The sequence below is a fragment of the Nostoc sp. PA-18-2419 genome (assembly GCF_005869855.1).
Lineage (GTDB): Bacteria > Cyanobacteriota > Cyanobacteriia > Cyanobacteriales > Nostocaceae > Nostoc.
In genome coordinates, this window is record NZ_SZNH01000004.1 from 245198 (window position 1) to 271736 (window position 26539).

The 26539-nt window shown below is 41.6% G+C and carries 20 protein-coding genes, 2 tRNA genes and 1 pseudogene; 17 read left to right on the forward strand and 6 right to left on the reverse strand.

Going from position 1 to position 26539, the window contains the following annotated elements; all coding sequences use genetic code 11:
* Positions 1 to 19 precede the first annotated feature (19 nt).
* The 4 genes from tig (at position 20) to FCR06_RS06615 (ending at position 5010) form a co-directional block, all read left to right on the forward strand.
* On the forward strand, positions 20 to 1462 hold the full coding sequence (gene tig / locus FCR06_RS06600) for a trigger factor (protein ID WP_138498041.1): 1443 nt from the start codon (positions 20 to 22) through the stop codon (positions 1460 to 1462).
* A gap of 406 nt (positions 1463 to 1868) precedes the next feature.
* On the forward strand, positions 1869 to 2567 hold the full coding sequence (gene clpP / locus FCR06_RS06605; protein ID WP_138498042.1) for an ATP-dependent Clp endopeptidase proteolytic subunit ClpP: 699 nt from the start codon (positions 1869 to 1871) through the stop codon (positions 2565 to 2567).
* 9 nt (positions 2568 to 2576) lie between these two features.
* Positions 2577 to 3917, forward strand: coding sequence for an ATP-dependent protease ATP-binding subunit ClpX (clpX, locus tag FCR06_RS06610; protein ID WP_138498043.1), 1341 nt, complete (start codon positions 2577 to 2579; stop codon positions 3915 to 3917).
* A gap of 178 nt (positions 3918 to 4095) precedes the next feature.
* On the forward strand, positions 4096 to 5010 hold the full coding sequence (locus tag FCR06_RS06615; RefSeq protein ID WP_138498044.1) for an alpha/beta fold hydrolase: 915 nt from the start codon (positions 4096 to 4098) through the stop codon (positions 5008 to 5010).
* 42 nt (positions 5011 to 5052) lie between these two features.
* Here FCR06_RS06615 and FCR06_RS06620 read toward each other — a convergent pair whose 3' ends face one another.
* Complete coding sequence (locus tag FCR06_RS06620; protein ID WP_138498045.1) at positions 5053 to 6252, reverse strand: FAD-dependent oxidoreductase; 1200 nt, start codon at positions 6250 to 6252, stop codon at positions 5053 to 5055.
* 54 nt (positions 6253 to 6306) lie between these two features.
* Positions 6307 to 7290: a GntR family transcriptional regulator gene (locus FCR06_RS06625; protein WP_138498046.1), complete on the reverse strand. Its 984-nt coding sequence runs from the start codon at positions 7288 to 7290 to the stop codon at positions 6307 to 6309.
* Positions 7291 to 7618: 328 nt separating this feature from the next.
* Here FCR06_RS06625 and FCR06_RS06630 point away from each other — a divergent pair, with 328 nt between their 5' ends.
* Positions 7619 to 8362: a dienelactone hydrolase family protein gene (locus FCR06_RS06630; RefSeq protein WP_138498047.1), complete on the forward strand. Its 744-nt coding sequence runs from the start codon at positions 7619 to 7621 to the stop codon at positions 8360 to 8362.
* 151 nt (positions 8363 to 8513) lie between these two features.
* The gene (locus FCR06_RS06635) at positions 8514 to 9416 is read left to right on the forward strand and encodes a S1 RNA-binding domain-containing protein (protein ID WP_138498048.1); all 903 of its coding nucleotides are present in this window, start codon (positions 8514 to 8516) and stop codon (positions 9414 to 9416) included.
* 351 nt (positions 9417 to 9767) lie between these two features.
* Here the strand turns inward: FCR06_RS06635 and FCR06_RS33385 are convergent, their stop codons facing one another.
* Positions 9768 to 9920, reverse strand: a complete 153-nt coding sequence (locus tag FCR06_RS33385) for a hypothetical protein (RefSeq protein WP_317616801.1) — start codon at positions 9918 to 9920, stop codon at positions 9768 to 9770.
* Between the two features lie 527 nt (positions 9921 to 10447).
* Here FCR06_RS33385 and FCR06_RS06660 point away from each other — a divergent pair.
* From FCR06_RS06660 to FCR06_RS06670, 3 genes are all read left to right on the forward strand, one after another.
* Positions 10448 to 10732, forward strand: a complete 285-nt coding sequence (locus FCR06_RS06660; RefSeq protein WP_189523340.1) for a hypothetical protein — start codon at positions 10448 to 10450, stop codon at positions 10730 to 10732.
* 346 nt (positions 10733 to 11078) lie between these two features.
* Positions 11079 to 11954 (forward strand): SDR family oxidoreductase, encoded by an 876-nt coding sequence (locus FCR06_RS06665; RefSeq protein WP_138498050.1) that lies wholly within the window; start codon positions 11079 to 11081, stop codon positions 11952 to 11954.
* Between the two features lie 115 nt (positions 11955 to 12069).
* Entirely contained in the window at positions 12070 to 13566 is a 1497-nt protein-coding gene (locus FCR06_RS06670) for an HlyD family efflux transporter periplasmic adaptor subunit (RefSeq protein ID WP_138498051.1), read from the forward strand.
* 416 nt (positions 13567 to 13982) lie between these two features.
* Here FCR06_RS06670 and FCR06_RS06675 read toward each other — a convergent pair whose 3' ends face one another.
* On the reverse strand, positions 13983 to 17510 hold the full coding sequence (locus tag FCR06_RS06675; protein ID WP_138498052.1) for a GAF domain-containing protein: 3528 nt from the start codon (positions 17508 to 17510) through the stop codon (positions 13983 to 13985).
* Positions 17511 to 18317: 807 nt separating this feature from the next.
* On the opposite strand from FCR06_RS06675, the gene murJ reads away from it, so the two are divergent.
* The 5 genes and pseudogenes from murJ to FCR06_RS33390 all read left to right on the forward strand — a co-directional run bounded on the left by murJ (position 18318) and on the right by FCR06_RS33390 (position 22493).
* Complete coding sequence (gene murJ, locus FCR06_RS06680) at positions 18318 to 19922, forward strand: murein biosynthesis integral membrane protein MurJ (RefSeq protein ID WP_138498053.1); 1605 nt, start codon at positions 18318 to 18320, stop codon at positions 19920 to 19922.
* Positions 19923 to 20096: 174 nt separating this feature from the next.
* Complete coding sequence (locus tag FCR06_RS06685) at positions 20097 to 20609, forward strand: outer membrane beta-barrel protein (RefSeq protein ID WP_138498054.1); 513 nt, start codon at positions 20097 to 20099, stop codon at positions 20607 to 20609.
* Positions 20610 to 20822: 213 nt separating this feature from the next.
* Positions 20823 to 21125, forward strand: coding sequence for a hypothetical protein (locus tag FCR06_RS06690; RefSeq protein WP_223280050.1), 303 nt, complete (start codon positions 20823 to 20825; stop codon positions 21123 to 21125).
* Positions 21126 to 21418, forward strand: a pseudogene (locus tag FCR06_RS06695) (IS701 family transposase); the annotation flags it as partial.
* A 688-nt stretch (positions 21419 to 22106) separates the two neighbouring features.
* Entirely contained in the window at positions 22107 to 22493 is a 387-nt protein-coding gene (locus tag FCR06_RS33390) for an HPP family protein (RefSeq protein WP_223280051.1), read from the forward strand.
* A 251-nt stretch (positions 22494 to 22744) separates the two neighbouring features.
* On the opposite strand, the gene FCR06_RS06710 is transcribed toward FCR06_RS33390, so the two are convergent.
* Positions 22745 to 23668, reverse strand: coding sequence for a rhodanese-related sulfurtransferase (locus FCR06_RS06710; protein WP_138498056.1), 924 nt, complete (start codon positions 23666 to 23668; stop codon positions 22745 to 22747).
* 73 nt (positions 23669 to 23741) lie between these two features.
* Here FCR06_RS06710 and FCR06_RS06715 point away from each other — a divergent pair.
* Both FCR06_RS06715 and FCR06_RS06720 read left to right on the forward strand, forming a co-directional pair.
* A tRNA-Ala gene (locus tag FCR06_RS06715) sits at positions 23742 to 23814 on the forward strand.
* A gap of 218 nt (positions 23815 to 24032) precedes the next feature.
* Positions 24033 to 24104: transfer RNA gene (locus FCR06_RS06720), tRNA-Asn, on the forward strand.
* A 170-nt stretch (positions 24105 to 24274) separates the two neighbouring features.
* On the opposite strand, the gene FCR06_RS06725 is transcribed toward FCR06_RS06720, so the two are convergent.
* Positions 24275 to 25123 carry a lysophospholipid acyltransferase family protein gene (locus tag FCR06_RS06725; RefSeq protein WP_138498057.1) on the reverse strand — a complete coding sequence of 283 codons (849 nt, stop codon included), beginning with the start codon at positions 25121 to 25123 and terminating at the stop codon, positions 24275 to 24277.
* 255 nt (positions 25124 to 25378) lie between these two features.
* On the opposite strand from FCR06_RS06725, the gene FCR06_RS06730 reads away from it, so the two are divergent.
* Positions 25379 to 26479, forward strand: a complete 1101-nt coding sequence (locus FCR06_RS06730; RefSeq protein ID WP_138498058.1) for a D-alanine--D-alanine ligase family protein — start codon at positions 25379 to 25381, stop codon at positions 26477 to 26479.
* Positions 26480 to 26539 lie beyond the last annotated feature (60 nt).

Genomic DNA, 26539 nt, shown 5'->3' on the forward strand with positions numbered 1-26539 from the left:
AGAAAACTAGAGACGAAGCATGAAAGTCACCCAGGAAAAACTTCCCGCCAGCCAAATTGGTTTGGAAATAGAAATTACGCCGGAAATTACCAAGCAAACTTACGAACAAGTCATTAAAAACTTAGCGAGTACTGCCAATATTCCTGGGTTTCGTAAAGGCAAGGTGCCTCGGCCGATATTACTACAACGGCTGGGTACGACTCGAATTAAGGCAGCAGCCCTAGAAGAACTAATTCAAGATGGTATTGAGCAAGCAGTTAAACAAGAAGCCATCCCGGCGATAGGTCAACCGCAACTGCGGTCGTCGTTTGAGGATTTGATTAATAATTATGAACCAGGAAAACCCCTGACGATTTCGGCGACTGTTGATGTAGAGCCAGAAGTGAATTTAGTGCAGTACACTGATTTACAAGCTAAAGCCGAAGAAGTCAACTACGATCCACAGCAAGTAGAGAACACCCTAGACAAGGAACGTCAAGAACTGGCAACATTAATTCCTGTAGAAGGACGTGTAGCTCAATTTGGTGACATTGCCGTAGTCGATTTTAAAGGTGTGTTTTCAAAAGCCGAGGGTGAAGAGGAAACAGCCGAACCAGAAGCTATTCCTGGAGCCGAAGCGACTGATTTTCAACTTGAGTTGCAGGAAGATAAATTTATTCCAGGTTTTGTCTCTGGAATCCTGGGTATGAATCCTGGAGAAACCAAAGAAATTGCAGCACAGTTCCCAGATCCATATGCTAATGAAGATTTAGCTGGAAAAGCAGCAACTTTCACCGTGACAGTTAAAGAACTCAAGGAAAAAGAGCTACCAGAATTAAATGATGATTTTGCTCAAGAAGTCAGCGACTTTGAAACTTTGGAGGAGTTACGCACGTCTCTGGTAGAGCGATATCAAAAAGAGGCCTCCGAAAAAACTAAAACCAATCAGCAAGAAGCCTTGTTAACGGAACTGCTTAAGCACGTAGAAATTGACTTGCCAGCAACTTTAATTGAGAAAGAAGTGGATGCAATGCTTACTCAAACAGCAATTCGCTTGTCTCAACAAGGACTAGATGTCAGGAAGTTGTTTACTCAAGATATTATTCCTCAATTGCGGGAGCGATCGCGCTCTGAGGCGATTGAACGCTTAAAACGTTCTTTATCGTTACAGGAAGTTGGGAAACGCGAATCTATCGAGGTCACACCAGACGAAATTGCAGCCAGAGTCACAGAACTTTTACAACAGTATCGAGATGAGCAAGACATCGACGAAGAAAAACTGCGCTCAATGGTGGAAAATGAACTGTTGAGCGAGAAAATTATTGATTGGCTCCTAGAACACTCCTCAGTTGAACTTGTGCCTGAAGGGTCCTTAAATCCGGCAGAGGAAACCGAAATAGGACAATTAGATGATGTAAATGCCAATGCACCTCAGACAGAAGAAGAAAGCACTGAACCTTCTATAGAAGCCACACAAGGCTGATGAAAGACTCATAGCTGTAATTATTCACCAGTCCTGAGTTAAGGTGCTGGTGAAATGGGTAAGCTAAAGAAGATGAGCCAGATGAGGGAGTATCGAGAGATGGGGAGTGTGGAGTAAGGAATTATTAAGTAATAGCTATTTTTCTTCTCCATCCTCGCAACTCCCTGTTTTCTAAGTTTGGCAAATGTCCGAGTTTCCAGTCCTCCCAAGAATTGAGAGATAAAATGAAAAATTAAAGAATTTTCAGGAAACAGTGACATCGTTTGCGTCTGGGCTTGATACTGTGTTATGCGAGAGGAATTTATATGAGGCATAATGGTTAACACGTAGCTTAAATAAAATTCCGCTCGTCAATAAGGCAGCATCTGCTGTTTAGACCTTTGTCCCAGTTATGGTTAACTCTTTTATGCTTGTATCGCAGTCGGGAAATAATCCCATCAGCAACTTAAGTCGAATAAACATTAACTCCCAATTGAGCAGCCCTAACAACATCGTGCCGATGGTGGTAGAACAATCAGGTATGGGAGAAAGGGCTTTCGATATCTACTCCCGCCTACTGCGAGAGCGGATTATCTTTTTGGGAACGCCAATAGACGATGCCATTGCCAACTCAGTTGTCGCTCAGTTGTTATTCCTGGACGCTGAAGATTCAGAAAAGGACATTCAACTGTACATCAATTCTCCTGGCGGCTCCGTCTACGCAGGGATGGCAATCTATGATACAATACAACAAATTCGCCCGGATGTTGTTACTATCTGTTTTGGATTAGCCGCAAGCATGGGAGCATTTTTGTTAACAGCAGGGACAGCGGGTAAGCGCATGTCTTTACCTGATTCCCGGATTATGATTCACCAACCACTTGGTGGCGCTCAAGGGCAAGCCATTGACATCGAAATTCAAGCTAGAGAAATTCTTTACGTTAAAGCAAAGTTAAATCAGTTACTATCTCAACATACTGGTCAACCTTTAGAAAGAATCGAAGCAGATACTGAACGCGACTTTTTCATGTCGGCAGAAGAGGCGAAGAACTACGGTTTGATCGATCAAGTCATTTCCAGGCAAAATCTTCCCACAGCAGGGGAAAACGTCACCATTCTGAAATAAGAGGCTGGTATGTCTAAGTACGACTCCCATTTAAAATGTTCATTTTGTGGCAAGTCTCAAGAGCAGGTGCGTAAATTAATCGCGGGCCCGGGAGTCTACATCTGCGATGAATGCGTCGACTTGTGTAATGAAATACTAGACGAGGAGTTACTCGATACAAATGGTGCAGCAGCCCAACCTGCACCAAGATCGGAACCACCGCAAAAACGCCGTACCCGCTCTTCGAGTATTTCGTTTAATCAAATACCCAAACCAAGAGAGATTAAAAAGTATCTTGATGAACACGTTATTGGTCAAGACGAAGCCAAGAAAGTGTTATCAGTCGCCGTTTACAATCACTATAAACGGTTGGCGATCATCCAGTCAAAAGCGAGTGGCAAAGCTGGGGCTGATGATGCAGTAGAGTTGCAAAAGTCTAATATTTTGCTAATCGGGCCGACTGGTTGCGGTAAAACTCTCTTAGCCCAAACCCTAGCAAAAATCCTTGATGTACCGTTTGCCGTCGCTGATGCTACAACGCTGACGGAAGCGGGATATGTGGGAGAAGATGTGGAAAATATCTTGCTGCGACTGTTGCAGGTAGCAGATTTGGATGTAGAGGAAGCCCAACGGGGAATTATCTACATTGATGAAATTGACAAAATCGCCCGCAAGAGTGAAAATCCCTCGATTACCCGTGATGTTTCCGGGGAAGGCGTGCAGCAAGCTTTGCTGAAAATGTTAGAAGGAACGATCGCCAATGTACCACCCCAAGGAGGACGCAAGCATCCCTACCAAGACTGTATTCAGATTGATACTAGCAATATCTTGTTCGTCTGTGGTGGAGCTTTCGTCGGCTTAGAAAAGGTTGTGGATCAGAGAGTTGGCAAAAAAGCAATAGGTTTTGTGCAGCCGGGAGAAGGACAATCGAAAGAAAAACGGGCAGCAGACACTCTCCGCTATCTAGAACCAGATGATTTAGTGAAATTTGGCATGATTCCAGAATTTATCGGGCGCGTGCCAATGGTAGCAGTGGTAGATCCTCTAGATGAAGAAGCGCTAATGGCGATTCTCACCCAACCACGCAGCGCGCTAGTGAAGCAATACCAAAAACTGCTGAAGATGGACAATGTCCAGTTAGATTTTAAAGCAGATGCTCTGCGAGCGATCGCTCAAGAAGCCTACCGTCGAAAAACTGGTGCTAGAGCGTTGCGGGGTATTGTTGAAGAATTGATGCTGGATGTGATGTACGAGTTACCGTCTCGTAAAGATGTAACACGTTGTACAGTAACACGCGAGATGGTTGAGAAGCGATCAACAGCCGAATTGATCGTCCATCCATCTTCATTACCGAAGCCAGAATCAGCCTAATAGTCATTGGTCATTAGTCATTAGTCAAAAACTAAGAAATAATAAAAATGTATGTATGACAAGTGACTAATGGCAAAGGACAAAGTGCGAAGTCTCTTGCAAGCTTTCCTCTGTAGACGCGCAGGGGCAAGACAGAGGCATTAGAACTTTGCACGAGAGGACAAAGGACAAAGGACAAATGCCTTACATTAATGTTCGTGGGGTTGAGCATTACTACGAATGGGTGAAAAAACCCTCTGGTTCTTTGACGAAACCAGTGATGGTTTTCATCCACGGTTGGGCTGGTTCGGCCAGATATTGGCACAGTACGGCTGATGTTTTATCTGAGCAATTTGATTGTTTACTCTACGATTTACGAGGATTTGGTCGTTCTCGTGGTAAACCAACCATAGCCCAAGCAAGTGAATCTGTTGCCGAGTCACAGTCACTTCAAGAAGCATCAGAGGCAATTAAAGAGTTAACTTATGAATTAGAAGAATACGCTGATGATTTAGCAGCTTTGCTTGATGAGTTGCATATTCAGCGTGTTTATATTCATGCTCATTCAATGGGCGCCTCTGTAGCTACTTTATTTTTTAACCTCTACCCCCAACGAGTGGAACGAGGAATTTTAACTTGTAGCGGTGTTTTTGAGTACGACGAAAAAGCATTTACTGCCTTTCATAAATTCGGTGGTTATGTAGTTAAATTTCGTCCCAAATGGTTAGGGAAAATACCATTTGTTGACCGGATGTTCATGGCGAGATTTCTCTATAGTCCGATACCAAATTCCGAACGACAGGCTTTTTTAGAAGATTTTCTGCAAGCAGATTATGACGCAGCATTAGGTACAATTTTTACTTCAGTTTCTAAGGCACAATCTGAATTGATGCCCCAAGAGTTTGCCAAGCTGACAGTGCCAACTCTGCTCGTGGCGGGGCAGTATGACAAGATTATTCCAGCCGAGATGGGGCGTCAAGCAGCAGCATTAAGTGACAAAGTTCAGTTTGTCCTGATTCCGAATACAGCCCATTTTCCGATGTTGGAAGATGTACCAACTTATTTGCAGCGAGTAAAAGAGTTTTTGCAAATTAAGATGCCTGTTGACGGTTAACAGTTGACACTCAACAGTTAACGAGCTTTTGATAAAAGTTTTTTAAACGGTTAAGTGTACTTGGGTTATGCCTTGACGCATCTGATATTGTCGGTTTAACCAAGACTTTTGAATTATTTTACCGAGCAAGGGAGCAAGTTGAATCAACAGCGATCGCACCAGTGGATTTTTCCGCAGTAGTTCGCCTTGTGTAGCTTCTTTTAGCTGGAGTTGCTGAGCGCGGATAATTTCTGGCTGACGTTCCGCTTGAATCTGCGATAATGCCATGTCAATCTCTTGGCATTGAGCTTCTGTCTGGAACAGCGGTACAAGATGATTGGCGGCGACAATGACATCACGCAATGCGAGATTAATCCCTTGGGCACGCACAGGAGACATTGGGTGTGCAGCATCGCCCAAAAGCAGTACACCAGGTGCGTGCCATCGTGGACAATAACCGACTATAACAGAAAGCCGAATCGGGGATTCGATGGTATCTGCGTGATTACGGAAATGCTCTGCTAGCCATGAGGGTGATAACGAGGCAAAAATCTCTGCCCAGTTGGCCTGCTTGGAGTCAGTCTTTTCGTTAGCGGACATTACCCAACCTAGATGCAGTTTTCCTGATTCTGCTGCATGAAAAATACTAAATACGCGATCGCCATTTAAGATAGTACGAAACACATTATCGCTTGCAAACTTGGGACTGGCAGCAAGCTTAAACCAGAGAATGTCTATATTTTTGGGCTGGCGTACCAATTCCAATCCTATACGTTGTCGTACAAGAGAATTTCGACCATCTGCTCCAATCACTAAATCAGCAGCAAATTCTCTGCCATCGCTGAGTACTACACCTGCGACGCGTTGATTACTCCATCGTAAATCCTTGATAGCAACACCTTGGATAAATTGAAACCCTTTATTGGTTTGAGCTTCACAAATCAGTGCTTCAAGCAGTGGTGGTTGTGGAAGCAGGGTACAAGGTTGGGACGCCCCCATTGGTTCATCAACTCGAAACAACAGCTTTTCTCCAAAAATAAATTCCCATGCGTCGAGTTGTCGATGGGGAATATCTGCCAATAACCTCGATAAACCCATTTGTTCTAATGCATCTAAGCCACTGGGCATTAATGCTTCACCGCGAAATACACGATGAAAGTCTTTTGCTGCTTCAATTAAGGTTACAGCAATACCACGTTTTGCAAGCAGCAGGGCAAGTGTTGTACCTGTAGGCCCTGCGCCCACAATCACAATCCGCATCACCGCATTCCTCCTGTATCAGTTGCTCTCAAAGATGTTGGTCGAACGAGCTTGAGATTAACTCAAACCCAGTTCTCGTTTGAGCAAGTTAATTGAATTAGCGCCAATATAATTCTCAACTTTAATCAGTTTTGGGGGACGAATAATGTCTTCATCAGCTGCTAGCACAGCCGCTTGTACGGCTGGAAAACTGGCTAGGTCACTGATGATTACCTCAGCTCGCTTGACGATTGCTTGAAGTTTATAAGCATCTTTTGGTTGGGAAGTCATCACCAGTAGTTCATCTCCCCGCAAACCGTGGAGAATAACTTCTGCCGCGCGGGCAATTCCAGAACTGAGACTAACTATACCTACACAGTTTTCTTTGGGCAAAGTTTTCAAGAAGTTGAGTTCTTTGGTGTAGTCGTAGATATCCAGAGGAATCACCCGTACAGATTTGGGAGCGGCGAGTGCTTCCACATCGTTGATAAAATAGCGACTTGTGACTACTGTTGCAGAAGTAGTTTTATCTAGCACAGCTGTTAATTCTTCGATTGCTACCAACTGTACTGGTATTTTCAGCGATCGCTCTAATTCATATACCATCAACTCACCAGCGCCCATATCATGAGATGGAACTGCAACCAATACCCGCGCACTACAACGCAAGCGCCAGTCAATTTCTGCTAAAAATATCTCTCTAGCTTGACTCAGCGAACATCCTTGGGAGAGTAGTTCATCTAGTGCTTGCTGGACAATTTTATATGCATTGGGATGTTGTTTGAGAGTTGGTGATTGTAGCCTGCTACCACCCTCATGACCTTGGGGGCGTACATAAATTCCGGAACCAGCCAGACTTTCCACAAATCCGTCTTCTTCGAGTTGACGGTAAACTTTGCTAATGGTGTTACGGTGTAACCCAGTTTGCATTGCCAGCGCCCGTGTACTTGGCAATTTGTAACCAGGTGGATATTGCCGGGAAGCGATCGCAAACCGGATTTGATTAAACAGCTGGGTTGATGCGGGAATTTCGCTGTCTGGCTGAATACGGAATTGAATCATCACCAAACCTCCTAAATACTAGTAGCAGCAAGTGTCTAAAAGAGGTAGGGGATGAGGGGCATTGAGGAGATGAGGAGGAATAAAAGTAGTTGACTCTTTCATCTCCTCCATCTTTCCCTGCTCCGTCATTTTGTGTCCTTTGCTCTTAGTCAAACGGCTGCATTTTTTACATGTCAAATATTCGATTTATACATGAAATTTTTCTATTACAAACTTTGAATGCGCTGACTATGGTAATTGATAATTTTATTGAAAATAACCTGGACATACTGGCATAGTTATATCAAAGAAATACACCGTTAATCACATAACACTGGTAAAAATTATTATGACAGAGCAAGCACTAATTACCACAACGGTTAAACTTTTGCAAAATAATATTCAAGTGTCTGCTTATCTAGCACAACCAAAAAAATTTGGAGTTTATCCAGGAATCGTAGTGTTGCAGGAGATTTTCGGTGTCAACATTCACATTCGGGAAGTTACAGAACGGATTGCAAAACTTGGGTATGTAGCGATCGCACCTGCACTTTTTGAACGTATTGCCCCTGGCTTTGAAACTGGTTACACCCCAGAAGATATTCAAATTGGTAGAAAATACGCTTGGGAACAGACTAAAGCATCAGAGTTACTGAGCGACATTGAACTAGCAATTAACTACCTCAAAAGCCTCCCCAACGTCAAAAAAGATGGCTTTGGCTGTATTGGTTTCTGCTTCGGCGGTCATGTTGCCTATCTTGCAGCCACTTTACCAGATATTAAGGCTACAGCTTGCTTCTACGGTGCTGGAATTACCACCCGCACCCCAGGAGGTGGCAATTCTACACTTACCCGCACCAGAGAAATTACAGGTACTCTGTATGGTTTCTTTGGTAAAGAAGATGCTAGCATTCCAGGCGAACAAGTAGATGAGATTGAAACAGAGTTAGAAAAATATAAAATTCCTCATCGTCTGTTTCGCTACGATGGAGCTGACCACGGATTTTTCTGTGACCATCGTGGCAGTTATAATCCTAAAGCTGCTGCGGATGCTTGGGAGCAGGTGCAACAACTCTTTAGTCAACTCAACTGAAGCCCATACAGCCAAGTTCGTCATTGGTTATTGGTCATTAGTCAAAAATAAAGGACAACTGACACAAAAGACAGAGGACAACTGACAAAGGACAAATCACAATTTAAACTCCAGTGGCATCAGTTCAAATAAAAATTAATCTTCAAAAGTCATGAATTCCGAATCGAAACTTTCTCAAACAGCCAATTCGTCGTTTACAATGGACGATTTTGCCAAAGCGCTAGAAAAACACGACTACCAATTTCAAAAGGGACAAGTTGTACATGGTAAGGTGTTCCAACTTGACCATGATGGAGCGTATGTTGATATTGGCGGCAAATCGTCAGCTTTTCTGCCGCGCGATGAGGCTTCTTTGAGAGCAGTAACAGATTTATCGGAAGTGCTGCCATTGCAAGAGGAACTGGAGTTTTTGATTATTCGAGATCAAGATGCAGAAGGTCAAGTCACCCTTTCGCGAAAGCAGTTGGAAATTCAGCACATCTGGGAACGATTAGCCCAAATGCAGGAAAATGCCCAGACTGTGCAAGTAAAAGTTATTGGTGTGAATAAAGGTGGTGTCACGGCCGAAGTTCTATCTTTGCGGGGATTTATTCCGCGATCGCATTTGGCTGAGCGCGATAATTTAGAAGCACTCAAAGGTCAAACTCTAACTGTCGGCTTTTTGGAAATTAATAAAAGCAACAATAAACTTATTCTTTCTCAACGTTTGGCAACACGTTCTAGCAATTTCAGTTTGTTAGAACTCGGTCAATTGGTGGACGGTAAAGTTACTGGTATCAAACCTTTTGGTGTGTTTGTCGATTTAAATGGAATGAGCGCTTTACTTCATATCAAGCAGGTAAGCCAAAAATTTATTGAATCTTTAGAAAAAGTGTTTCAAATTGGTCAACCAATTAAAGCTGTAATTATTGATTTGGATGAAGGTAAAGGGCGAGTTGCTCTTTCTACCAGAGTTTTAGAAAACTTCCCTGGGGAAGTGCTAGAGAATTTCGATGAAGTGATGGCTTCGGCTGAGGCGCGTGCTAATAGGGCTAATAACAAAGTATCTGAATAGTTTTGAGGTGGGCTGTTTGCACAAACCGTTTAAATCGTCATCTGAAACAATTTTAAATTTTGAATTTTGAATTGTTAATACTCCCCCTGCGTCTACAAAAATGCGGGGGGATTTTAAATTGAGAAAACTTTTAATTACGAATTGTTTATGACTAAACACGGTTCACAGACGCGATAAATCGTCGTCTCTACAAGTGTTTTGGTCTTATCTAAACTGTATTGGTTTATGACTCGTTCACCGCGAAATTTTCAATCTGGATTTTGCTATCACATTACCACTCGTTGTAATAACCGCGAATTTCGATTTCAGCAACTATGGCATTCATGACAGATTGAGTAACGATGGTATAACTCAATGGCATCCAGCATTTTTGCAATTGGGAAGAACTTTGGATGAATGCGCTACTAGATACCGAGGCTTTTCCCTGCTAGATGCCTTGAGCATAACAGCTAAAGTTTCCTCATCCGCTTCTTTCCACTTGCCTGCTGCTAGCAAATCTCGCAATTGCGTGTAGTTTACTCCCTTCTCAGAACTGAGGTCGTCGGCTTGAATTACTAACTGTAGCTTTGGTTTTCGCTCTGGCGGTTTTCCAGTAATACCCCAAATTAAGTTTTCTATAGCCTCAGTATCTGTCCGAAAGTCAACCCACGTATGACCCCTAAGAAAAATTGGGAGTTTAGGCTGCTGTGTGTATTCCTAAGCAAAACGGGAATTACAGGCGCAAACAAAATGAGCTTTTACTTTCTCAAACCCCAGTTTACTTTCTCATTTTGGTGTATTCCGCAAACAAAATGAGCTTTTACTTTCTCAAACCCCAGTTTGGTTTCTCATTTCGGTGTTTTCCGCAAGCAATTAAGCATATTGAGAAAGCAATATGTTTGATTGCTGACTCATTCGAGTAATTCACACACTCGTGACAACTATCGCTTTGAAATTACTTTTCTTTATCTTTCTCTAATGCTTCTTGAATTGCACGACGACAAAATTCTGGAGGATCATCTTTGGTAGATAGTTCTTCCTTCATAGTTTTTGTGACACGTAAGTTAAGACGCTCACTTAAAGGTTCTTCCCTCTCTGATTTAAAAGCGCTGCAACAAATGAAGCAAGGAAAAGGGTTAAAATCTCCTAACTTTAATGCTATCCAGGTCATCAGTTCGGCTATTGAGGAGATGAATTCTCCCACAGATGAGCAAGCAGCACTGACTCGGATAACTTTGGAGGGTAGGAAAATGAACTATCCTGAGCGATATGAACAAGAGAACTTGCTGAACTTGCATAAGGCTAAGATGTCCCTTGAACAAGCTATTGACTGTTAAGCTATTAAAACGAACAACAAGATTCCCGACTTGTTTGAAAAGTCGGGAATTTACAGTGGATTTCAAGGAAAGTGAAATAGATAATTTTAAGTCTCAAACCCTAGCGTCAAGCTTGTTTTACTTCCCAATTCTGACTCCTAGATTCTGCTATCAGCTTTTGGTTTTTGGAGTATTAAGATAAATAAGGTGTGACCTATTAGCTTAGTTGGCGTGAGGATATCTTGAGCATGGTTACCAAGTATAAAAAAATGCTCGTATTTTATGTTTAATTATTGATAAAGTTTTGGGCATATATTGAGCATTTCGAGAAGTGTAAACGCTGTAAATATTTAATTTAGGTATTCATATGTTTCTAGTAACTGGAGCAACAGGAGGAATTGGTCGCAGAGTTGTGCGACTCCTACGTCAACGAGAGCAGTCTGTGAGGGCATTTGCTCGTCTTACCTCGCGCTACAGCGAATTAGAACACCGGGGTGCAGAAATCTTCATCGGTGATTTGGAGCAAGAAAAAGATATTCAAAAAGCTAGTCAAGGTGTGAAGTATATTATCAGTGCCCACGGTTCTGATAGCGATGCTTTATCTTTAGATTACCGTGCCAACATTGAACTGATTGACCAAGCAAAAGCTAATGACGTAGAGCATTTTGTGTTTATTTCCGTACTAGGAGCCGATCGCGGTTATGAAGACGCTCCCGTTTTCAAAGCTAAACTAGCAGTAGAGCGATATTTAGAAGCTAGTGGCTTGAATTACACAATTTTACGTCCAGCTGGATTAGCATCTAATTTACTGCCACTGGTCGAACGATTTCGGGAAACTGGATTGTATCTGCTGATTGGCGATCGCAAAAATCGTACCTCAATTATTAGTACGGATGATTTGGCAAGGATAATAGTGGATTCTGTAACATTTGAAGGCGCTCGCAACCAGATTTTACCAGTAGGAGGGCCGGAGATTTTATTAAGAGAAGATATTCCGCGGATTTTTGGTCGTATTTTTGCCAAAGAACCAGTAATAATTAATTCACCACTATTTGTAATTGATGGGTTACAAGGTGCATTGGGTTTATTTAATCCCCGAATGCAAAAAGCTTTGGGAACCTTTCGGACATTGCTAGCAAATGAATTTTTCTGTACAAAAGATGAAATTACCAATTTAGAAGCAATTTTTAACTTCAAGTTGGAGACATTAGAAAATTTTTTGCGGCGCTATCTGGCAGTTTGAATGGGGAGTAGGGACTAGGGACTGGGGACTAGGAAATAATTCTTTTAACTCTTAATCCCCAATACCCAATACCCAATCCCCAGTACCCAATCCCCAATCTAAAATCTAAAATTCTATGAGATCTCCCCTAACTGTAAATGCTGCTCAAGCACGTCAGACAAAAGAGCGATTCGCCCAACCAGAGGAACAACTTACCTATGAATTAGGAAAGGCGGTACAGGAATTACCACCTTTGTATACGAGATTATTAGCGGGAACGATTAGCGTTATCGTATTTGGAGCGATCGCTTGGGCGCATTTCTCGCAAATCGATGAAGTAGCAACAGCACCAGGGGAATTAATTGCTTCTACACAGGTAAGACCAGTGACATCCTTGGGTGGAGGCTCGATTGTCGCCGTCAAAGTCCAAGAAGGCGATCGCGTTACTAAAGGTCAAGTTCTGGTTCAAAAAGATCCAGATTTGCAGATCACTGATGTTTCGCGTTTAGCCAAATCTACTAGATTAATTCAGGACGATTTGCAACGTTTGGATGCAGAACGCACTGGAAGCAAAATTGCTGGTACGAAACTGCAAGATGAACTTTTAAGCTCCCGTCTGCAAGATTTCCAAGCGCGTCAAGCAGCTGCCGAAGCCGAAGCAAATCGCCAACAAGCACTCATCGATCAAGCTAAAGTTCGGTTGACTCGGTTGAAAGACAACTCAGTGGCTGCTAAAACTGGCGTTACTAATGCTAAAACCAACCTTGCTAACGCCCAGAGTATCCGTACTAAAATTGAAAGTAATTTGGCGATCGCCCAAGAAAGAGAAAAAAGCCTACGCACCCTAATCACTCCCGGCGCTGTACCGAGAGTTGATTACTTAGAAGCCCAAGAAAGATTAACTCGTACCAAGACAGACATCACCAAAGCACAAGACGATGTGACTAATGCCGAAAATAGAATCACTGAGGCTGAAGATAAAGTTACATCATTAGAAAAAGATATTGCTGCTCAAGCCCAAGAAATTCGCCAAGCCCAAGAAGCTTACAAAGCTGCACAAAATCAAGCCCAGCGTGTAGCATCAGAACGCCAAAGTGAAATTTTGACCCAATTAAACAAGCGTAAAGAAGAATTGACAACTGTTCAAGGTCAATTAGAGCAGGCGAGAAAGCAGCAAGCTTTGGAAACTATCGACGCTCCCGTTAGTGGTACGATTTACAGAGTCAAAGCTACCAAGGGCCCAGTGCAACCAGGTGAAGAATTGCTATCAATTTTGCCGGAAGGAGAAGAAATGCTCCTAGAGGTAAAAATCCTTAACCGTGACATTGGGTTTATTCGTCAAGGAATGAGAGCGAAAGTGAAAATGGCAACTTTCCCCTTCCAAGAATTTGGTACTGTCGATGGCGAAGTCATGCAAGTCAGTCCAAATGCAATTGTTGATAAAGAATTAGGCTTAGTTTTTCCCACAAGAATTAAGTTAAGTAAACACTCAGTCAACGTCCGGGGTCAAGAAGTGGAATTTACACCAGGGATGGCTGCTACAGGTGAAATTGTTACTCGGAAAAAATCAATTCTTACCTTCATTACTGAGCCAGTAACGCGACGATTCAGCGAAGCATTTTCAGTGAGATAAGTTTGTATTAAGAGTTTAGCAATAGCTCATATCATGTCAAATTAATCACTTGTGATTAAAATCTCCGTGCGTCGTCTGTTCGCGCAGTGTCTTTAAAGGAGAAGTTCGGCTCACCACAAGTCGGCGCTCCGACTTCTGTTTGCCTCAGCCCAAATGATAAGGGACTTCCAGAAAATAAATTATCCAATTTCATACCCATCAAAACGACTTTCTCTCCCCCTGCTCCCCTGCCCTCAAGGCGTTCGCGTAGCGTCCCGCAGGGATGGAATATTTTTTTAATTGGAAGTCCCTAAGTCTTTTACTGGACATGATAAGTAGCTCAATCTAATTATTTGTTGTTAGTGAGCCTGATGTAAGGTCAATTTCTGCTAGAGGACAAATAAGCTGCGTTAAAGACTCACGTTAAAACAACACGCTTAATTATCTGTAGGAATTTTAATTAAAAACTCTGTACCTTCTCCTGGTTTGGACAAACATTTAATTTCGCCATGATGTTTTTCAACCACGATTTGATAGCTGATAGACAATCCTAAGCCTGTACCCTTACCTGGTGCTTTGGTGGTGAAGAAGGGGTCGAAAATGTGCGATCGCACTTCCTCTGGAATACCTAAACCATTATCAGCTATTTTAATTACAACTTGATTATTAACAATTTGGGTAATAATCCAGATACTCAAGGGAATCCGGGGGCATTTTTCTGTTGATTCTAAATACTTTTGCTGGATAGTTTTGAATTTTTCCTCTAATGCATCAACACTGTTACTCAAGAGATTCATAAATACCTGATTTAGTTGTGCGGGATAGCATTCTACCAAAGGTATAATATTATATTCTTTAATCACTTCAATAGCTGGGCGATCGCTAGTATTTTTCAACCGATGCCCCAAAATTAGCAAAGTACTATTTAATCCTTCATGAACATCTACTGCTCTCAATTCCGCCTCATCAGTACGAGAAAAGTTTCGCAGTGATAGAACAATTTCATGAATTCGCTCTGCTCCAACCTGCATAGAATCAACTGTTTTAGGTAAATCTTCGATAATAAAATCTAAATCAGGTATTTCAATTTTATTTTGTACTTCTGGAATTTGCCGATAAAGTTTTACTACATCTAGCAGTTCTTGAGTATATTCTTTTAAATGTGTGAGATTACCAAAAAGAAAACTAACTGGGTTATTAATTTCATGAGCAACTCCGGCTAAGAGCTGTCCCAAACCAGCCATTTTTTCACCCTGAATTAATCGGCTTTGAGTTTGTTTTAATTCTTGCAGGGCTTGAGTAAGCTCTGAAGTTTGACGTTTGGTTTGTTCAAGTAATTCTGCTTGTTGAATTGCAATTCCTAATTGCACTCCTACTTGAGCCAGAAGATTAATTTCCTCTTCTTTCCAATAGCGCGGTTGGGAATTTTGATAAGCAACTAACAATCCCCATAATTTTTCACCTTGACGAATGGGAACGAAAGTTTCGTTACGCGGAAGTTCGTTATCATCATCTGTATCTTCAAAGGTTTCTATAATCAATGGTTGAGTTTGTACAACAGGTTTGCGACCATCTTTGAAAGAATCTGCCACAAATTTACCGCTCCAATCAGAGTTAAAGCGGTAGATTGCAACTCGCTCAACTTCTAGTAGCTCTCGCACAGCTTGAGTAGTAGTTTTAAAAATAGTTTGAATATCGAGGGATTGACGTATTTTGTCAATAGTAGCAGCCAATAATTCTTGTCGTTCCATTGCTTTTTCTCGTTCGGTAGCTTCTGCTAACTGCACAGCTTGCATTTGAACTTGTTTGAAATAAGAATCTTGTTTCAATGCCACTCCCAATTGCTCGGCGATTTGAGTTGCAAATTCAATTTCTGACTGTTGCCAATGACGAGGAGCGTTGCATTGGTGAATACATAACAATCCCCAAAGCTCTCCTTTTTTCAATAGTGGAGCGACCAGATTGGCACGCACTTGAAATGCTTTTAAAATTTGTACATAACAACCTTGAAAATTTTCTTGATAAATGTCAGCGATCGCATTTACTCGACCTTGGGCGTAAAGCGGTGCAAAATATTCACCAAAGCAGTCGTCATAAACTTTTTCTGCTATTGCCGAAGTCCAACCAGCAGCTACATCTTCATAAACAAATTCTCCTTGCCAATCATTTTGAGGATGAAAGCGGAACACGCCTACTCGGTCAGCTTTCAGCAGTTGCCGCATTTCGGTAACAGAAGTTTGAAAGATTGTATCTAAATCTAAAGATTCCCGAATTCGAGCAATAACACTAGTTAATATTTTTTGTTGCTCTGCTTGATATCGAGCTTCATGTAAAAGTTTGTTATGTTGTAAAGCAACCCCTAAATTTTCCGCAATTTGGCTGACAAATTCAATTTCCGAAGATTGCCAAGTTCGAGGATTGCTGCATTGATGAACACAAAATAATCCCCATAATTTCCCTTGCTTCAACAAGGGAACCACCAGATTAGCCCGTACTTGAAATTTGCCGAGAATCGCCGCATGACATTCACTTAATCCCGCGTCGTAAATATCTGCTACTGCTTGCACTCGGTTTTGTTGATAATTAATAGCAAACTGTTCCCCAAAACAGTGATCGTAGACTTTTGCAGTGATTACTGAGTCCCATCCAGTTACAACATCTTCAGAAATAAATTCTCCTTCCCAGTCTTTTTGAGGATCGAAACAAAAAACTGCCACTCGGTCTGTTTGTAGCATTTGCCTAACTTCGGTGACAGAAGTTTGAAAAATTGTATCCAAATCCAGAGACTTCCGGATACGAGTAATCACGCTGGTTAATGTTTTTTGTTGTTCTGCTTGATACCGAGCTTGTGCTAACAACTCGTGATGTCGCAATATGACACCAATTTGTGTACCGATTTTGGTCAATGATTCGACTTCATAAGATTGCCATTGTCTGGATGAGGCATTTTGGTAGGCAGCAATCACTCCCCAGAGTTTGTCTCCTTGGAGAATTGGGGCAGTTGCAAAGGCTTTTGTTTGAAATTGCTCTAACAGATTGATGTGGCAATCTGTTAATCCTGCTTGATAAATGTCATTGACTGTAAATGTCTCATTTTTTAGATAACGTCCCCCTTGAGTTTGTTGCAAATAAGTATCAGCGATCGCAGGCTGAATACTAACTAAGGCAGTCCACCCTTCAGCAAATGATTCAGCTACAAAGTTACCACTCCAATCAGCATTAAAACGAAAAATTGCAACTCGGTCGGCTTGCAGTAGTTTGCGAATTTCTAGAGTTGTTGTTTTAAAGATAATGTCAATATCCAGAGGTGAACGAATTGTATCCACAAGCTGAGCAATTACTTGGTCGCGCTGGGCTGCTTGAGCTAATTTTGCAGCTTGTAATTCGACTTCCTGAAGATGCTTGACTTGTTGAATCGCAACTGTTAAATGGTCAGCAATTTGGCGAATAAATTCAATTTCTGATTCTTTCCAGTTCCGCGCCTCACTGCATTGATGGATACAAAGTAATCCCCACAGTTTCTTCTCTCGTAATAGAGGGACAACGAGGTTGGCACGGATTTGAAATTTATCCAAAATTTCTCTATAACAATCACTTACTCCCACCTGATAAATATCAGCAACTGTTTGCACCTGTCCTTGTTGATAACTACTAGCAAATTGTTCTCCAAAGCAGTGGTCGTAAACTTTTACTTCCATTGCTGAAGTCCAGCCAGGTGCAACATCCTCAGAAATGAATTCTCCTTCCCAGTCTTTTTGAGGATCGAATTGGAAGACTCCTACTCGGTCAGCATTGAGCAACTGACGCACTTGTGTAACTGTAGTTTGAAAAATCGTATTTAACTCAAGAGACTCTCGAATTCGTACAATTACACTCGCTAGAGCCTTTTGTTTCTCTAGTTGCTCTTGAAGTTGAGCGCTTGACAATAAAAGTTGATTTTCTGTGAAACTTGAATTGAGTTCCATTGCTATTGATTTTAAAAATATTTCTACAAAAATTTATGATGCCAAACTTCGTCCAGTTGAACAACGTCAAGCTTGTAAGTATGACAAACTTATTCTTGAAGTATTCAATTCTTTTAAAGAAGATGCCTATTGTTATAGTTCCCCTTTCTTGACCTATCTTCACAACTTGTTAATAATCAGTTCTCAGACTTCTGTACGGTTTTCCACTTCTATCACGGTTGGATTTGAGTTAAGGGTTGAAATCTCTAAAGTAAACTACGACGGGCTAATGTGGTGAAGATTGTCATTAATCCTTTGTAAACTCAAATGACAGCGCTCACTAGTTAGAGTACAATTTAAATGCATAACAGCTTAATTGTTGATTGTTCGCTAATTTAATTGGATGTCAAAGTAGAGATTGGCATCAAATATTAATGTTTTTAAATGCACACAGAGGTATCTAGATGGGCAGTGATCACTGTCTGTGTGATGAAATATTCTTGTAATTTTGCACGATCATGTCAATACCTTATAGTACAGGTTGGCAGAAATAAACAGACGATGTTGAATTGCTAAAAAACTTACGCATAAGTATTTTTATCATTTAATGAGTAATTTTTTATCAGACAAGGCAGAGGGCAGTTCTTGCTGGAGGAAAGAAGTATGAATGAAAACTTTAGTTCTGGGTCATTGGTTGTTTTTATTTCTTGGAGTTCCCTAATTGCGATTACACTAATGACTGACTTATCTAAATTTGCCTGACAGACCCTAAAATTTAAGTTAAATGTTTTCAAATATGTACTCTGCAAGAGTATTTAGGTATTCTTCGTGACACAACAAGACCAAAAACCCTCTCGTTCTTTCGCTGGAATTGCTGGCATTGTTGCCATTGCTACATTAATTAGTAAAGTGTTTGGTTTAATTAGGCAGCAAGCGATCGCTGCTGCTTTTGGTGTTGGTGCAGCTGCGACTGCCTACAGCTACGCTTATATTATTCCTGGCTTTCTATTGATATTACTAGGTGGCGTAAACGGCCCATTACACAGCGCGCTTGTCAGCGTTTTAGCCAAGCGTAAGCAACAAGAAGCTGCTCCCCTAGTAGAAACAGTAACAACGCTAGTAGGTGGATTTCTATTTCTGGTAACATTTGCTCAAATTTTCTTGGCAGATGAGATTGTCGATTTAGTGGGTCATGGCTTGGATGCAACAACCAGAGCGATCGCAATTCAACAGCTGCAAATTATGGCGCCAATGGCTTTATTTTCCGGATTAATTGGCATTGGTTTCGGTACTCTCAATACAGCCAATCAATATTGGTTACTCTCCATTAGTCCCTTATTATCGAGTATTACCGTCGTTGGCGGTCTTGGTATCTTGGCTATGCAACTGGGCAAAGATATTATTAAGCCGGATTATGCTTTCATTGGTGGTATGGTCTTAGCTTGGGGAACCTTAGCAGGAGCAATTCTCCAGTGGTTGGTGCAGTTAATTGTTCAATGGCGGTTAGGACTAGGCACATTACGCCTGCGGTTTGATTTTAAATCTCCTGGCGTCCAAGAAGTAATTAAAATCATGACTCCAGCGACAATTTCTTCTGGAATGATGCCAATTAATGTTGCCACCGACCTTTATTTTGCTAGTCCCATCCCTGGTGCAGCAGCAGGATTTAATTATGCCAATCTATTAGTACAAACTCCCTTAGGAATTATTTCTAATATCATTTTATTGCCCTTATTGCCGATATTTGCCAAACTCGCTGACCCAGAAAATTGGCAGGAGCTAAAATTACGCATTCGCCAAGGACTGCTACTTACTGCCTTCACCATGCTACCGCTAGGAGCGCTGATGGTGGCGCTATCTGTACCCATTGTCCAGGTAGTATATGAGCGGGGTGCTTTCAAGCCAGAAGCCACACAACTAGTGTCATCGTTACTAGTCGCTTACGGTATTGGGATGTTTGCTTATTTGGGACGTGATGTTTTGGTGCGGGTGTTTTATGCTTTGGGCGATGGGCAGACACCTTTTCGCATCAGTAGTATTAATATCTTTCTCAATATTGTATTAGATTGGTTTTTCGTTAAACCCTTTGGCGCTCCTGGTTTAGTTTTAGCAACAGTGAGTGTAAATTGCAGCTCCATGTTGATGCTGTTGTGGTTACTTGATCGCAAACTTAATGGTTTACCTTGGCGTGAGTGGAGTATGCCGATTCTCGGTTTAATTGTTGCTAGTCTGGTAGCAGGTGTAGCCAGCCATGAAACTTTGGTTGTTTCCCAACAATTATTAGGTAAAACAGGTTTACTGATTCTGCTATTGCAATTGTCTATATCTGGCTTTTTGGGAATAGCTGTGTTTGCAGCGATCGCCTCATGGATGAAAATACCAGAAGTAAATAATTTTGCGGTTCGTCTACGTCAGCGCTTTTTGAAAAAATAGTCACCCCAATCTGTATTTCTATTGAATTGTAAATTGAATAGTCATATCACCTTATTGGGTGAAAAACAATTCAGCCAGTAAGGTGAACCGAGTGTGGGAGGTTAGATTTTCTAAAAAAAGAGATTCTGGTACTAGAGAACATTGATATTACCTAACTCTAGTGAGAAGAATTCTATGAAACTGACAAAATTAGCTGCCTCTTTCCTCGCTGTAACTTCTATTATTCTTTCGGGTGGTATTGCCTCTGCTCAAACAGCAGGTACTAACGGTAACTATATCGGTGCTGGTATTGCTGCTGGTGCAACCAGTGGCGGACAAGGAAACGATAATGCACAATTTGGTGGGAATATTCAAGGACGCTACGCCGTGCCGAAAACACCTCTTTCTGTGCGGGGTTCTGTATTATATGGTGGTGATGCTGCTGCCATTATGCCTATAGTCACTTACGATGCGCCCATTGCTAGAAACACTAACGTTTACCTCGGTGGTGGTTATTCTTTTATCACTGACGAAGGTCAAAATAGCCCATTGGGCAATCGGAATGCACCTGTAGTCACCCTTGGTGTTGAATCAGAAGTTAGCAAAAATGTCATCGCCTATGGTGATACGAAATGGGGCATTGACGCTTATAGAAATAGTGATGCTGATGCTGTAAGCTTCCAAGCAGGATTGGGTTATCGCTTCTAGGAATCGCAACGGCTGATTCGGAGTTTCTTAGCAATGATATCTGCCATCTGCGATCGCGATTCATTCTCTCGCATCTGAGTTTCTGTACTCAGATGCGATGATTTTTTTAATCATTTTTATTTATGATTATGAAAAAAAATAGTACTGGCTATTATTGATAGTTTCTCTTAGAGTGAAATTATAGATTTTATATGCTGGTATTATAAATTACTGATGAACGAGATTAATCCCATTCCAGAAATAATTGGCGAAACAACAGACGTAGAATCTTGGCTAATTCGGTCAGGGCTAAAATTCTCAGACTTGGGTGATGATGCTACTAGTAGAGCAATTCGTAAGCAATGGCGAGAGTACCAAGCCGCAGTTCAAAGATGCTGTGTAGTCCTACACCAGCCACCATCACAGGTTCAATTAGGCGGCGATTATGCCAAGTTGAGAATACCTGGTGGTTTAAAAAGGGAATGGGGCGTGGGCGAGATAATGGAGATGAGGAAGCAGGGGGAGAATAACTCTTAGGTTTTTTATCGAGAGGCCAAGGGTGGTTAGGCTTGAAAGAATATCAAGTGCGAGATAAAAAAAAGTCTAATGAGGCGTTTTATCTTGGTGTTCTGTGCTTATACTTTTATTCTTTGGCATCAGCTGACTGGGGGGTTAAGACGAAGATGGGCAAACAAAGATTTGAACACTTTTATTGAAGGTAATAACGCTTTTTGAACAGCTATCTATGAGTCGATTTTTAGACTGGCTGACCCGTTCATCGTGACCTGTTTGCTGCGAATATCACCAGTTTGGGTTTCATTTCGGCATAATTTTTGTTTAAGTCCCGTTAACTCTGCTAGCATCTTTGTTGAGTTAGTAACGATATCTTTATATGGAACTAATCTAGGAAGTTTATAAGTAAATATTATATATTTGAAAGTTTTTTATATTCAATATACGCTTTACTAAAAAATTTTAAAGATACTTTAATGGTACAATGTTAAAGAATCATGACATTAAGCAATATTCTATTAAACTTGTTAATTTGCATTAATAGGTGTATGTAAATCTTGCTCTTAAAATCTTGAATAATCTAGTCGATGCCTTATCTACAGTTTAGAAAAGTAGTGCTATGTGCGTTGTTATCTTTAGTGGAGCAGCGAATTTGGATTTGAGATACTATTTTTGATAACGAACTTCAAATAGCTTGTATTTGTTTATTCCTATATTTATAAGCAGCTACAGCAAATTTTTACAAATCATTTTTTTAGTTACTGCTTATTTATTATTGTAGAGTTTATGAAAGGAAATTTACCAAAAAAACTAACTAATTATCCCTATTTAAGATTATTGAATTACAAAAACCTTCACTTGAAATGGAAGAATTACTGGTTTAAGATCAGCGGAACCTGGCGGTCATGTCCTTTAACATGTCCTATAGAGAAACCTCATCACAGACATATTTTTTGGAGTTGGCTTGGTAGTTTTTTCGCAATAGCAGCAACGGCTTACCTGTCTGTGAAAACAAATTCTCCTTTACTTATGGCTCCATTTGGTGCTACTAGTGTATTGATATTTGGTGTACCAGATAGTCCTTTGGCTCAACCCCGTAATGTGATTGGTGGTAATCTCGTAGCTACCTTAGTCAGCCTAATTGTTCTACATCTTTTCGGTTCTTCACCTTGGACAATGGGAATGGCAGTAGCAACAGCCATCGGGATGATGCAGCTTACTGGAACTGTACACCCACCTTCAGGAGCAGTTGCCTTAGTCGTAATGATGACAAAAGCTTCTTGGCAATTTCTGTTAACACCTGCTTTAGAGGGTTCTATTATTTTGGTGCTTTGTGCTGTGGTTTTTAATAATCTGGCACAAGATAGGACTTATCCCAAGCACTGGCTGTAAGCTTTTTAACGTTATTTCTTCAAATAAGCGATGGCAATAAAGCTCAAAAAAGAGAGTTTAGATACTATATAGGGGGATTATTAGGAGAAAGCGAGAGAAAAAACCTCTTTCAGATGGCTAAAAATGCTGTAGAGGTGACTTACCATCGATTGCACAACTGTTATCTAAGTCCCGTTAGCTAAGAGACTGACAAATAAAAAAATCCTACAGTCAACAGTCATCAGTCATCAACTTCAAACGGGATAATTTATTTATTGAAGTTCTTTAACATCCTTATTTTTGTTTGTAACTTGGGTTTGGTAGTGTCGCCATTTTTCCAGTTGACGCGCTCTTTTTTCATCAGTGAGGCTATCAAAACAATAAGCACAGGAGATACCTTCCTCATACTGGGGAGAAACTTTATTTTCCTCAGAAATTGGACGCCCACAACCTAGGCATAACTCATAGCTTCCTTCTTCCAACCCATGACTGACGGCTACCCGTTCGTCAAAAACAAAACATTCCCCTTCCCATAAACTTTCTTGGGCTGGAATTTCCTCCAAATATTTGAGAATGCCGCCTTTGAGATGATAGACTTCTGCAAAGCCTTGGGCAAGCATAAAGGATGAGGCTTTTTCACAGCGAATGCCACCCGTACAAAACAGAGCAACTTTTTTATGTTTTGTTGGGTCAAGGTGATGGCGCACATAATCAGGGAATTCCCGGAATGAGCCAGTTTGCGGATTTTCTGCTCTTTGAAAAGTACCGATATTCACTTCATAATCATTGCGGGTGTCAATCACGGTTACTTCTGGGTCAGAAATTAAATCATTCCATTCCTGGGGAGTCACATAAGTACCAACTCGTTGATTTGGGTCAATTTCTGGCAATCCTAAAGTGACAATTTCTGACTTCAACCGCACCTTCATCCGCTCAAACGGTGGAGTTTGGGTATAAGATTCTTTGTGTTCTAGGTCAGCTAGACGAACGTCAGAACGCAAAAACCAGAGAACAGAATCAATCGCCTGACGCGAGCCTGCAATTGTACCATTAATTCCTTCTTCTGCTAGTAAAATTGTTCCCTTGACACGTTGCGTTTGGCAGTAAGATAGCAGAGGTTCTCGTTTTTCGGCAAAATCTGGCAGCTTGACGAATTTATACAGTGTTGCAACAACCTCGATATTTTCTGGCTTCATCCCTTTAGTAATTGAACAATATTGAGTTACAATAACAACGGCAAGTAGGCTTTGCCTGCCATTTTAATTTTACGGGGGTTTAGCTCAGTTGGTAGAGCGCCTGCTTTGCAAGCAGGATGTCAGCGGTTCGAGTCCGCTAACCTCCATTGTTACCAAAAGTTAGACAGTGAGAGTATTGCTGAATATTATACTCTCATAAGCAACGCAGATATGACCAATCTTCCCAGGTACACACTGCTAAAAATTATGTACGATGCTTAAATTCTAAAAACCTTAATATCTCACGAATTTGATCTCAGAAAAAATATTATAAAGTACTTGCCAAATCCTATCGTTTAGGTTTAAGATTAGAAAATGTGAGCGTTCCTCAGTAGCTCAGTGGTAGAGCGATCGACTGTTAATCGATTGGTCACTGGTTCGAATCCAGTCTGGGGAGTTTATCAGAGTTAGCAGTCAATATGGGTACTGTGTGATCAGCCAACAAATCCCGAAAATCTTGGATTTGGTTTATCAAACGCCACTCAACGAGCCGGGAAGCTTCATCCAACTAAAGTGGCTCCCCAAGCTACGCAATTTATTTTTTGGGCTTGACGCCAGCGTATTAGCCTATGACTTAGTAGAGAGCTTTATTAGATTGTCTAATTCTTGCTGCATCTGACTAACAACTAATTCATAACATTGATTAACATAGTGGCGATCGCTAGCTGCTTGCCGACCATAGCGTTCAAATACAATTGGAGGACAAACCCGCGTGTACAAGCTCACAGGTAAAGGAATGTTGGGCAAGGGGCCAAACGCTAATCCCCAAGGCAGTCCGAGATAAATGGGAAAAACCTCTGGATCAATTCCCAACAGCCAAGGCATACCCCACTCATGGAGTTGGCGCACAATTTTATACCAATCAGTCAATATAATTAACGTATCGTGGGCACCCCAAGAAATCACAGGTACAATTGGTACATTTTCTCGCAACGCTAATTTGATAAATCCTTTGCGTCCCACAAAATAAATTTTGTTACGCAAATAATGCGGCCGGAAGACATCTTCGGCTCCGCCTGGGTAAACTAGCACACTAGCTCCAGAGCGCAAAGCACCGGCAGCCATTTTCGGATGAGCAATGATTGCTCCAGCCTTGGCAACTAGTTGCGCTAGTGGCGGGCTAACCTGCCACGCCTTCGGATGCATCAAACCATAAACGGGCCGCTCTACACCAAAGCGTCGGAACCAGTCGTACATCATCATCGTCATATCTGGCGCCGCGAGTCCTCCATTGTGCGAACCGACAAACAAGACATTTTCTTCAGGTCGAATATTCTCCCAGCCACTAGTTTGAACTCGGAAATAGTAGTCATATAAAAAGCCCGCGAGGGGCATCAGAGATTTGATGAACTTTGGATCTCGCTCATCCAAAGACCAACCAAGTTTTTTGTTTAAGAGATGTTGCTTTTTTGACATTGATGCATTTTATTTGTGGTCATGTGTACTAAGTGTATTCAAGAGCAAAGCAAAGAAAGCTAGCTAAGGCGTCAAAATTCAGGAGTAAACAAGCTTTCTGCTTGCTACCAAACTGAGCTTGTGTACTTCATTTTGCTTGAAATCTGCTGTATATCTTCTGTTATGGTGGTCAAGACAGACAATAATATGAAAAAATATAGCAACTTTTGTAGGTTGTGATACGCTATCTGCTTGAGGAGTTTCGAGGTACTGAAAATGACTAAGCTGCGCGTGGGGTTATTGTTTGGCGGTCGTTCGGGAGAGCATGAAGTTTCAATCAACTCAGCACGGGCGATCGCTAAAGCCTTAAGTGCAGAGCAAAATGCTAGTAAGTACGAAATATTGCCTTTTTACATCCAAAAAGATGGACGTTGGCTAGCCGGGGAAGCACCCCAAAAGGTTTTAGAAAGCGGCATCCCACTACTGGAAGCCCAAGAATCAACATCTGACGGACAACTGACATCTAACCCTCAAACCCAAATCCTCAGCCAATGGCAATCTCCCTCTCAAGTTGCCCAAGTCGATGTTTGGTTTCCGATTCTCCACGGTCCCAACGGTGAAGATGGGACAATTCAAGGGTTACTCACTTTGATGCAAGTGCCTTTTGTCGGTTCTGGGGTGTTAGGTTCGGCAATGGGGATGGATAAAATCGCGATGAAAATGGCCTTTGAGCAAGCGGGACTTCCGCAGGTGAAATACAAGGCCTTAACTAGAGCGCAAGTGTGGTCTAATCCTTGTGTATTTCCGAAACTATGCGATGAAATTGAAGCAACATTAGGTTATCCTGCTTTTGTCAAGCCTGCTAATTTAGGTTCATCAGTGGGCATTGCCAAAGTGCGATCGCGCCCAGAATTAGAAGCTGCTTTAGATAATGCCGCCAGTTATGATCGCCGCCTAATTGTAGAAGCTGGGGTCGTCGCCAGAGAAGTAGAGTGTGCCGTTTTAGGTAATGACCACCCTCAGGCCTCTGTCGTTGGAGAGATTAGTTATGACAGTGATTTTTATGATTATGAAACCAAATATACTGAAGGGAAAGCAGATTTACTGATACCCGCACGCATTCCAGATGCAATTGTCCGTCAAATTCAGGACATGGCTTTGCAAGCTTTTGCCGCTGTTGATGCCGCAGGCTTAGCAAGGGTAGATTTTTTCTACGTGGAAGCCACAAAAGAAGTTTTGATTAACGAAATCAACACCTTACCAGGCTTTACTGCAACTAGTATGTATCCCCAACTTTGGGAGCATAGTGGAGTTTCCTTTCCTGAATTAGTTGATCAATTAGTTCAATTTGCCATCGCTAGACAATCAGGGAAGTGATTTCCAGATAAATATAGCAGAAAGTAACAAGAAATACAGAATTTCGGCAAAAGTTAGCCC

Bases quoted from the DNA above. Each gene is read 5' to 3' on its own strand.
- tig (WP_138498041.1), top strand. From the start codon at position 20: ATGAAAGTCACCCAGGAAAAACTTCCCGCCAGCCAAATTGGTTTGGAA.
- clpP (WP_138498042.1), top strand. From the start codon at position 1,869: ATGCTTGTATCGCAGTCGGGAAATAATCCCATCAGCAACTTAAGTCGA.
- clpX (WP_138498043.1), top strand. From the start codon at position 2,577: ATGTCTAAGTACGACTCCCATTTAAAATGTTCATTTTGTGGCAAGTCT.
- FCR06_RS06615 (WP_138498044.1), top strand. From the start codon at position 4,096: ATGCCTTACATTAATGTTCGTGGGGTTGAGCATTACTACGAATGGGTG.
- FCR06_RS06625 (WP_138498046.1), bottom strand. From the start codon at position 7,290: ATGATTCAATTCCGTATTCAGCCAGACAGCGAAATTCCCGCATCAACC.
- FCR06_RS06630 (WP_138498047.1), top strand. From the start codon at position 7,619: ATGACAGAGCAAGCACTAATTACCACAACGGTTAAACTTTTGCAAAAT.
- FCR06_RS06635 (WP_138498048.1), top strand. From the start codon at position 8,514: ATGAATTCCGAATCGAAACTTTCTCAAACAGCCAATTCGTCGTTTACA.
- FCR06_RS06665 (WP_138498050.1), top strand. From the start codon at position 11,079: ATGTTTCTAGTAACTGGAGCAACAGGAGGAATTGGTCGCAGAGTTGTG.
- FCR06_RS06670 (WP_138498051.1), top strand. From the start codon at position 12,070: ATGAGATCTCCCCTAACTGTAAATGCTGCTCAAGCACGTCAGACAAAA.
- FCR06_RS06675 (WP_138498052.1), bottom strand. From the start codon at position 17,510: ATGGAACTCAATTCAAGTTTCACAGAAAATCAACTTTTATTGTCAAGC.
- FCR06_RS06685 (WP_138498054.1), top strand. From the start codon at position 20,097: ATGAAACTGACAAAATTAGCTGCCTCTTTCCTCGCTGTAACTTCTATT.
- FCR06_RS06690 (WP_223280050.1), top strand. From the start codon at position 20,823: ATGAACGAGATTAATCCCATTCCAGAAATAATTGGCGAAACAACAGAC.
- FCR06_RS06710 (WP_138498056.1), bottom strand. From the start codon at position 23,668: ATGAAGCCAGAAAATATCGAGGTTGTTGCAACACTGTATAAATTCGTC.
- FCR06_RS06725 (WP_138498057.1), bottom strand. From the start codon at position 25,123: ATGTCAAAAAAGCAACATCTCTTAAACAAAAAACTTGGTTGGTCTTTG.
- FCR06_RS06730 (WP_138498058.1), top strand. From the start codon at position 25,379: ATGACTAAGCTGCGCGTGGGGTTATTGTTTGGCGGTCGTTCGGGAGAG.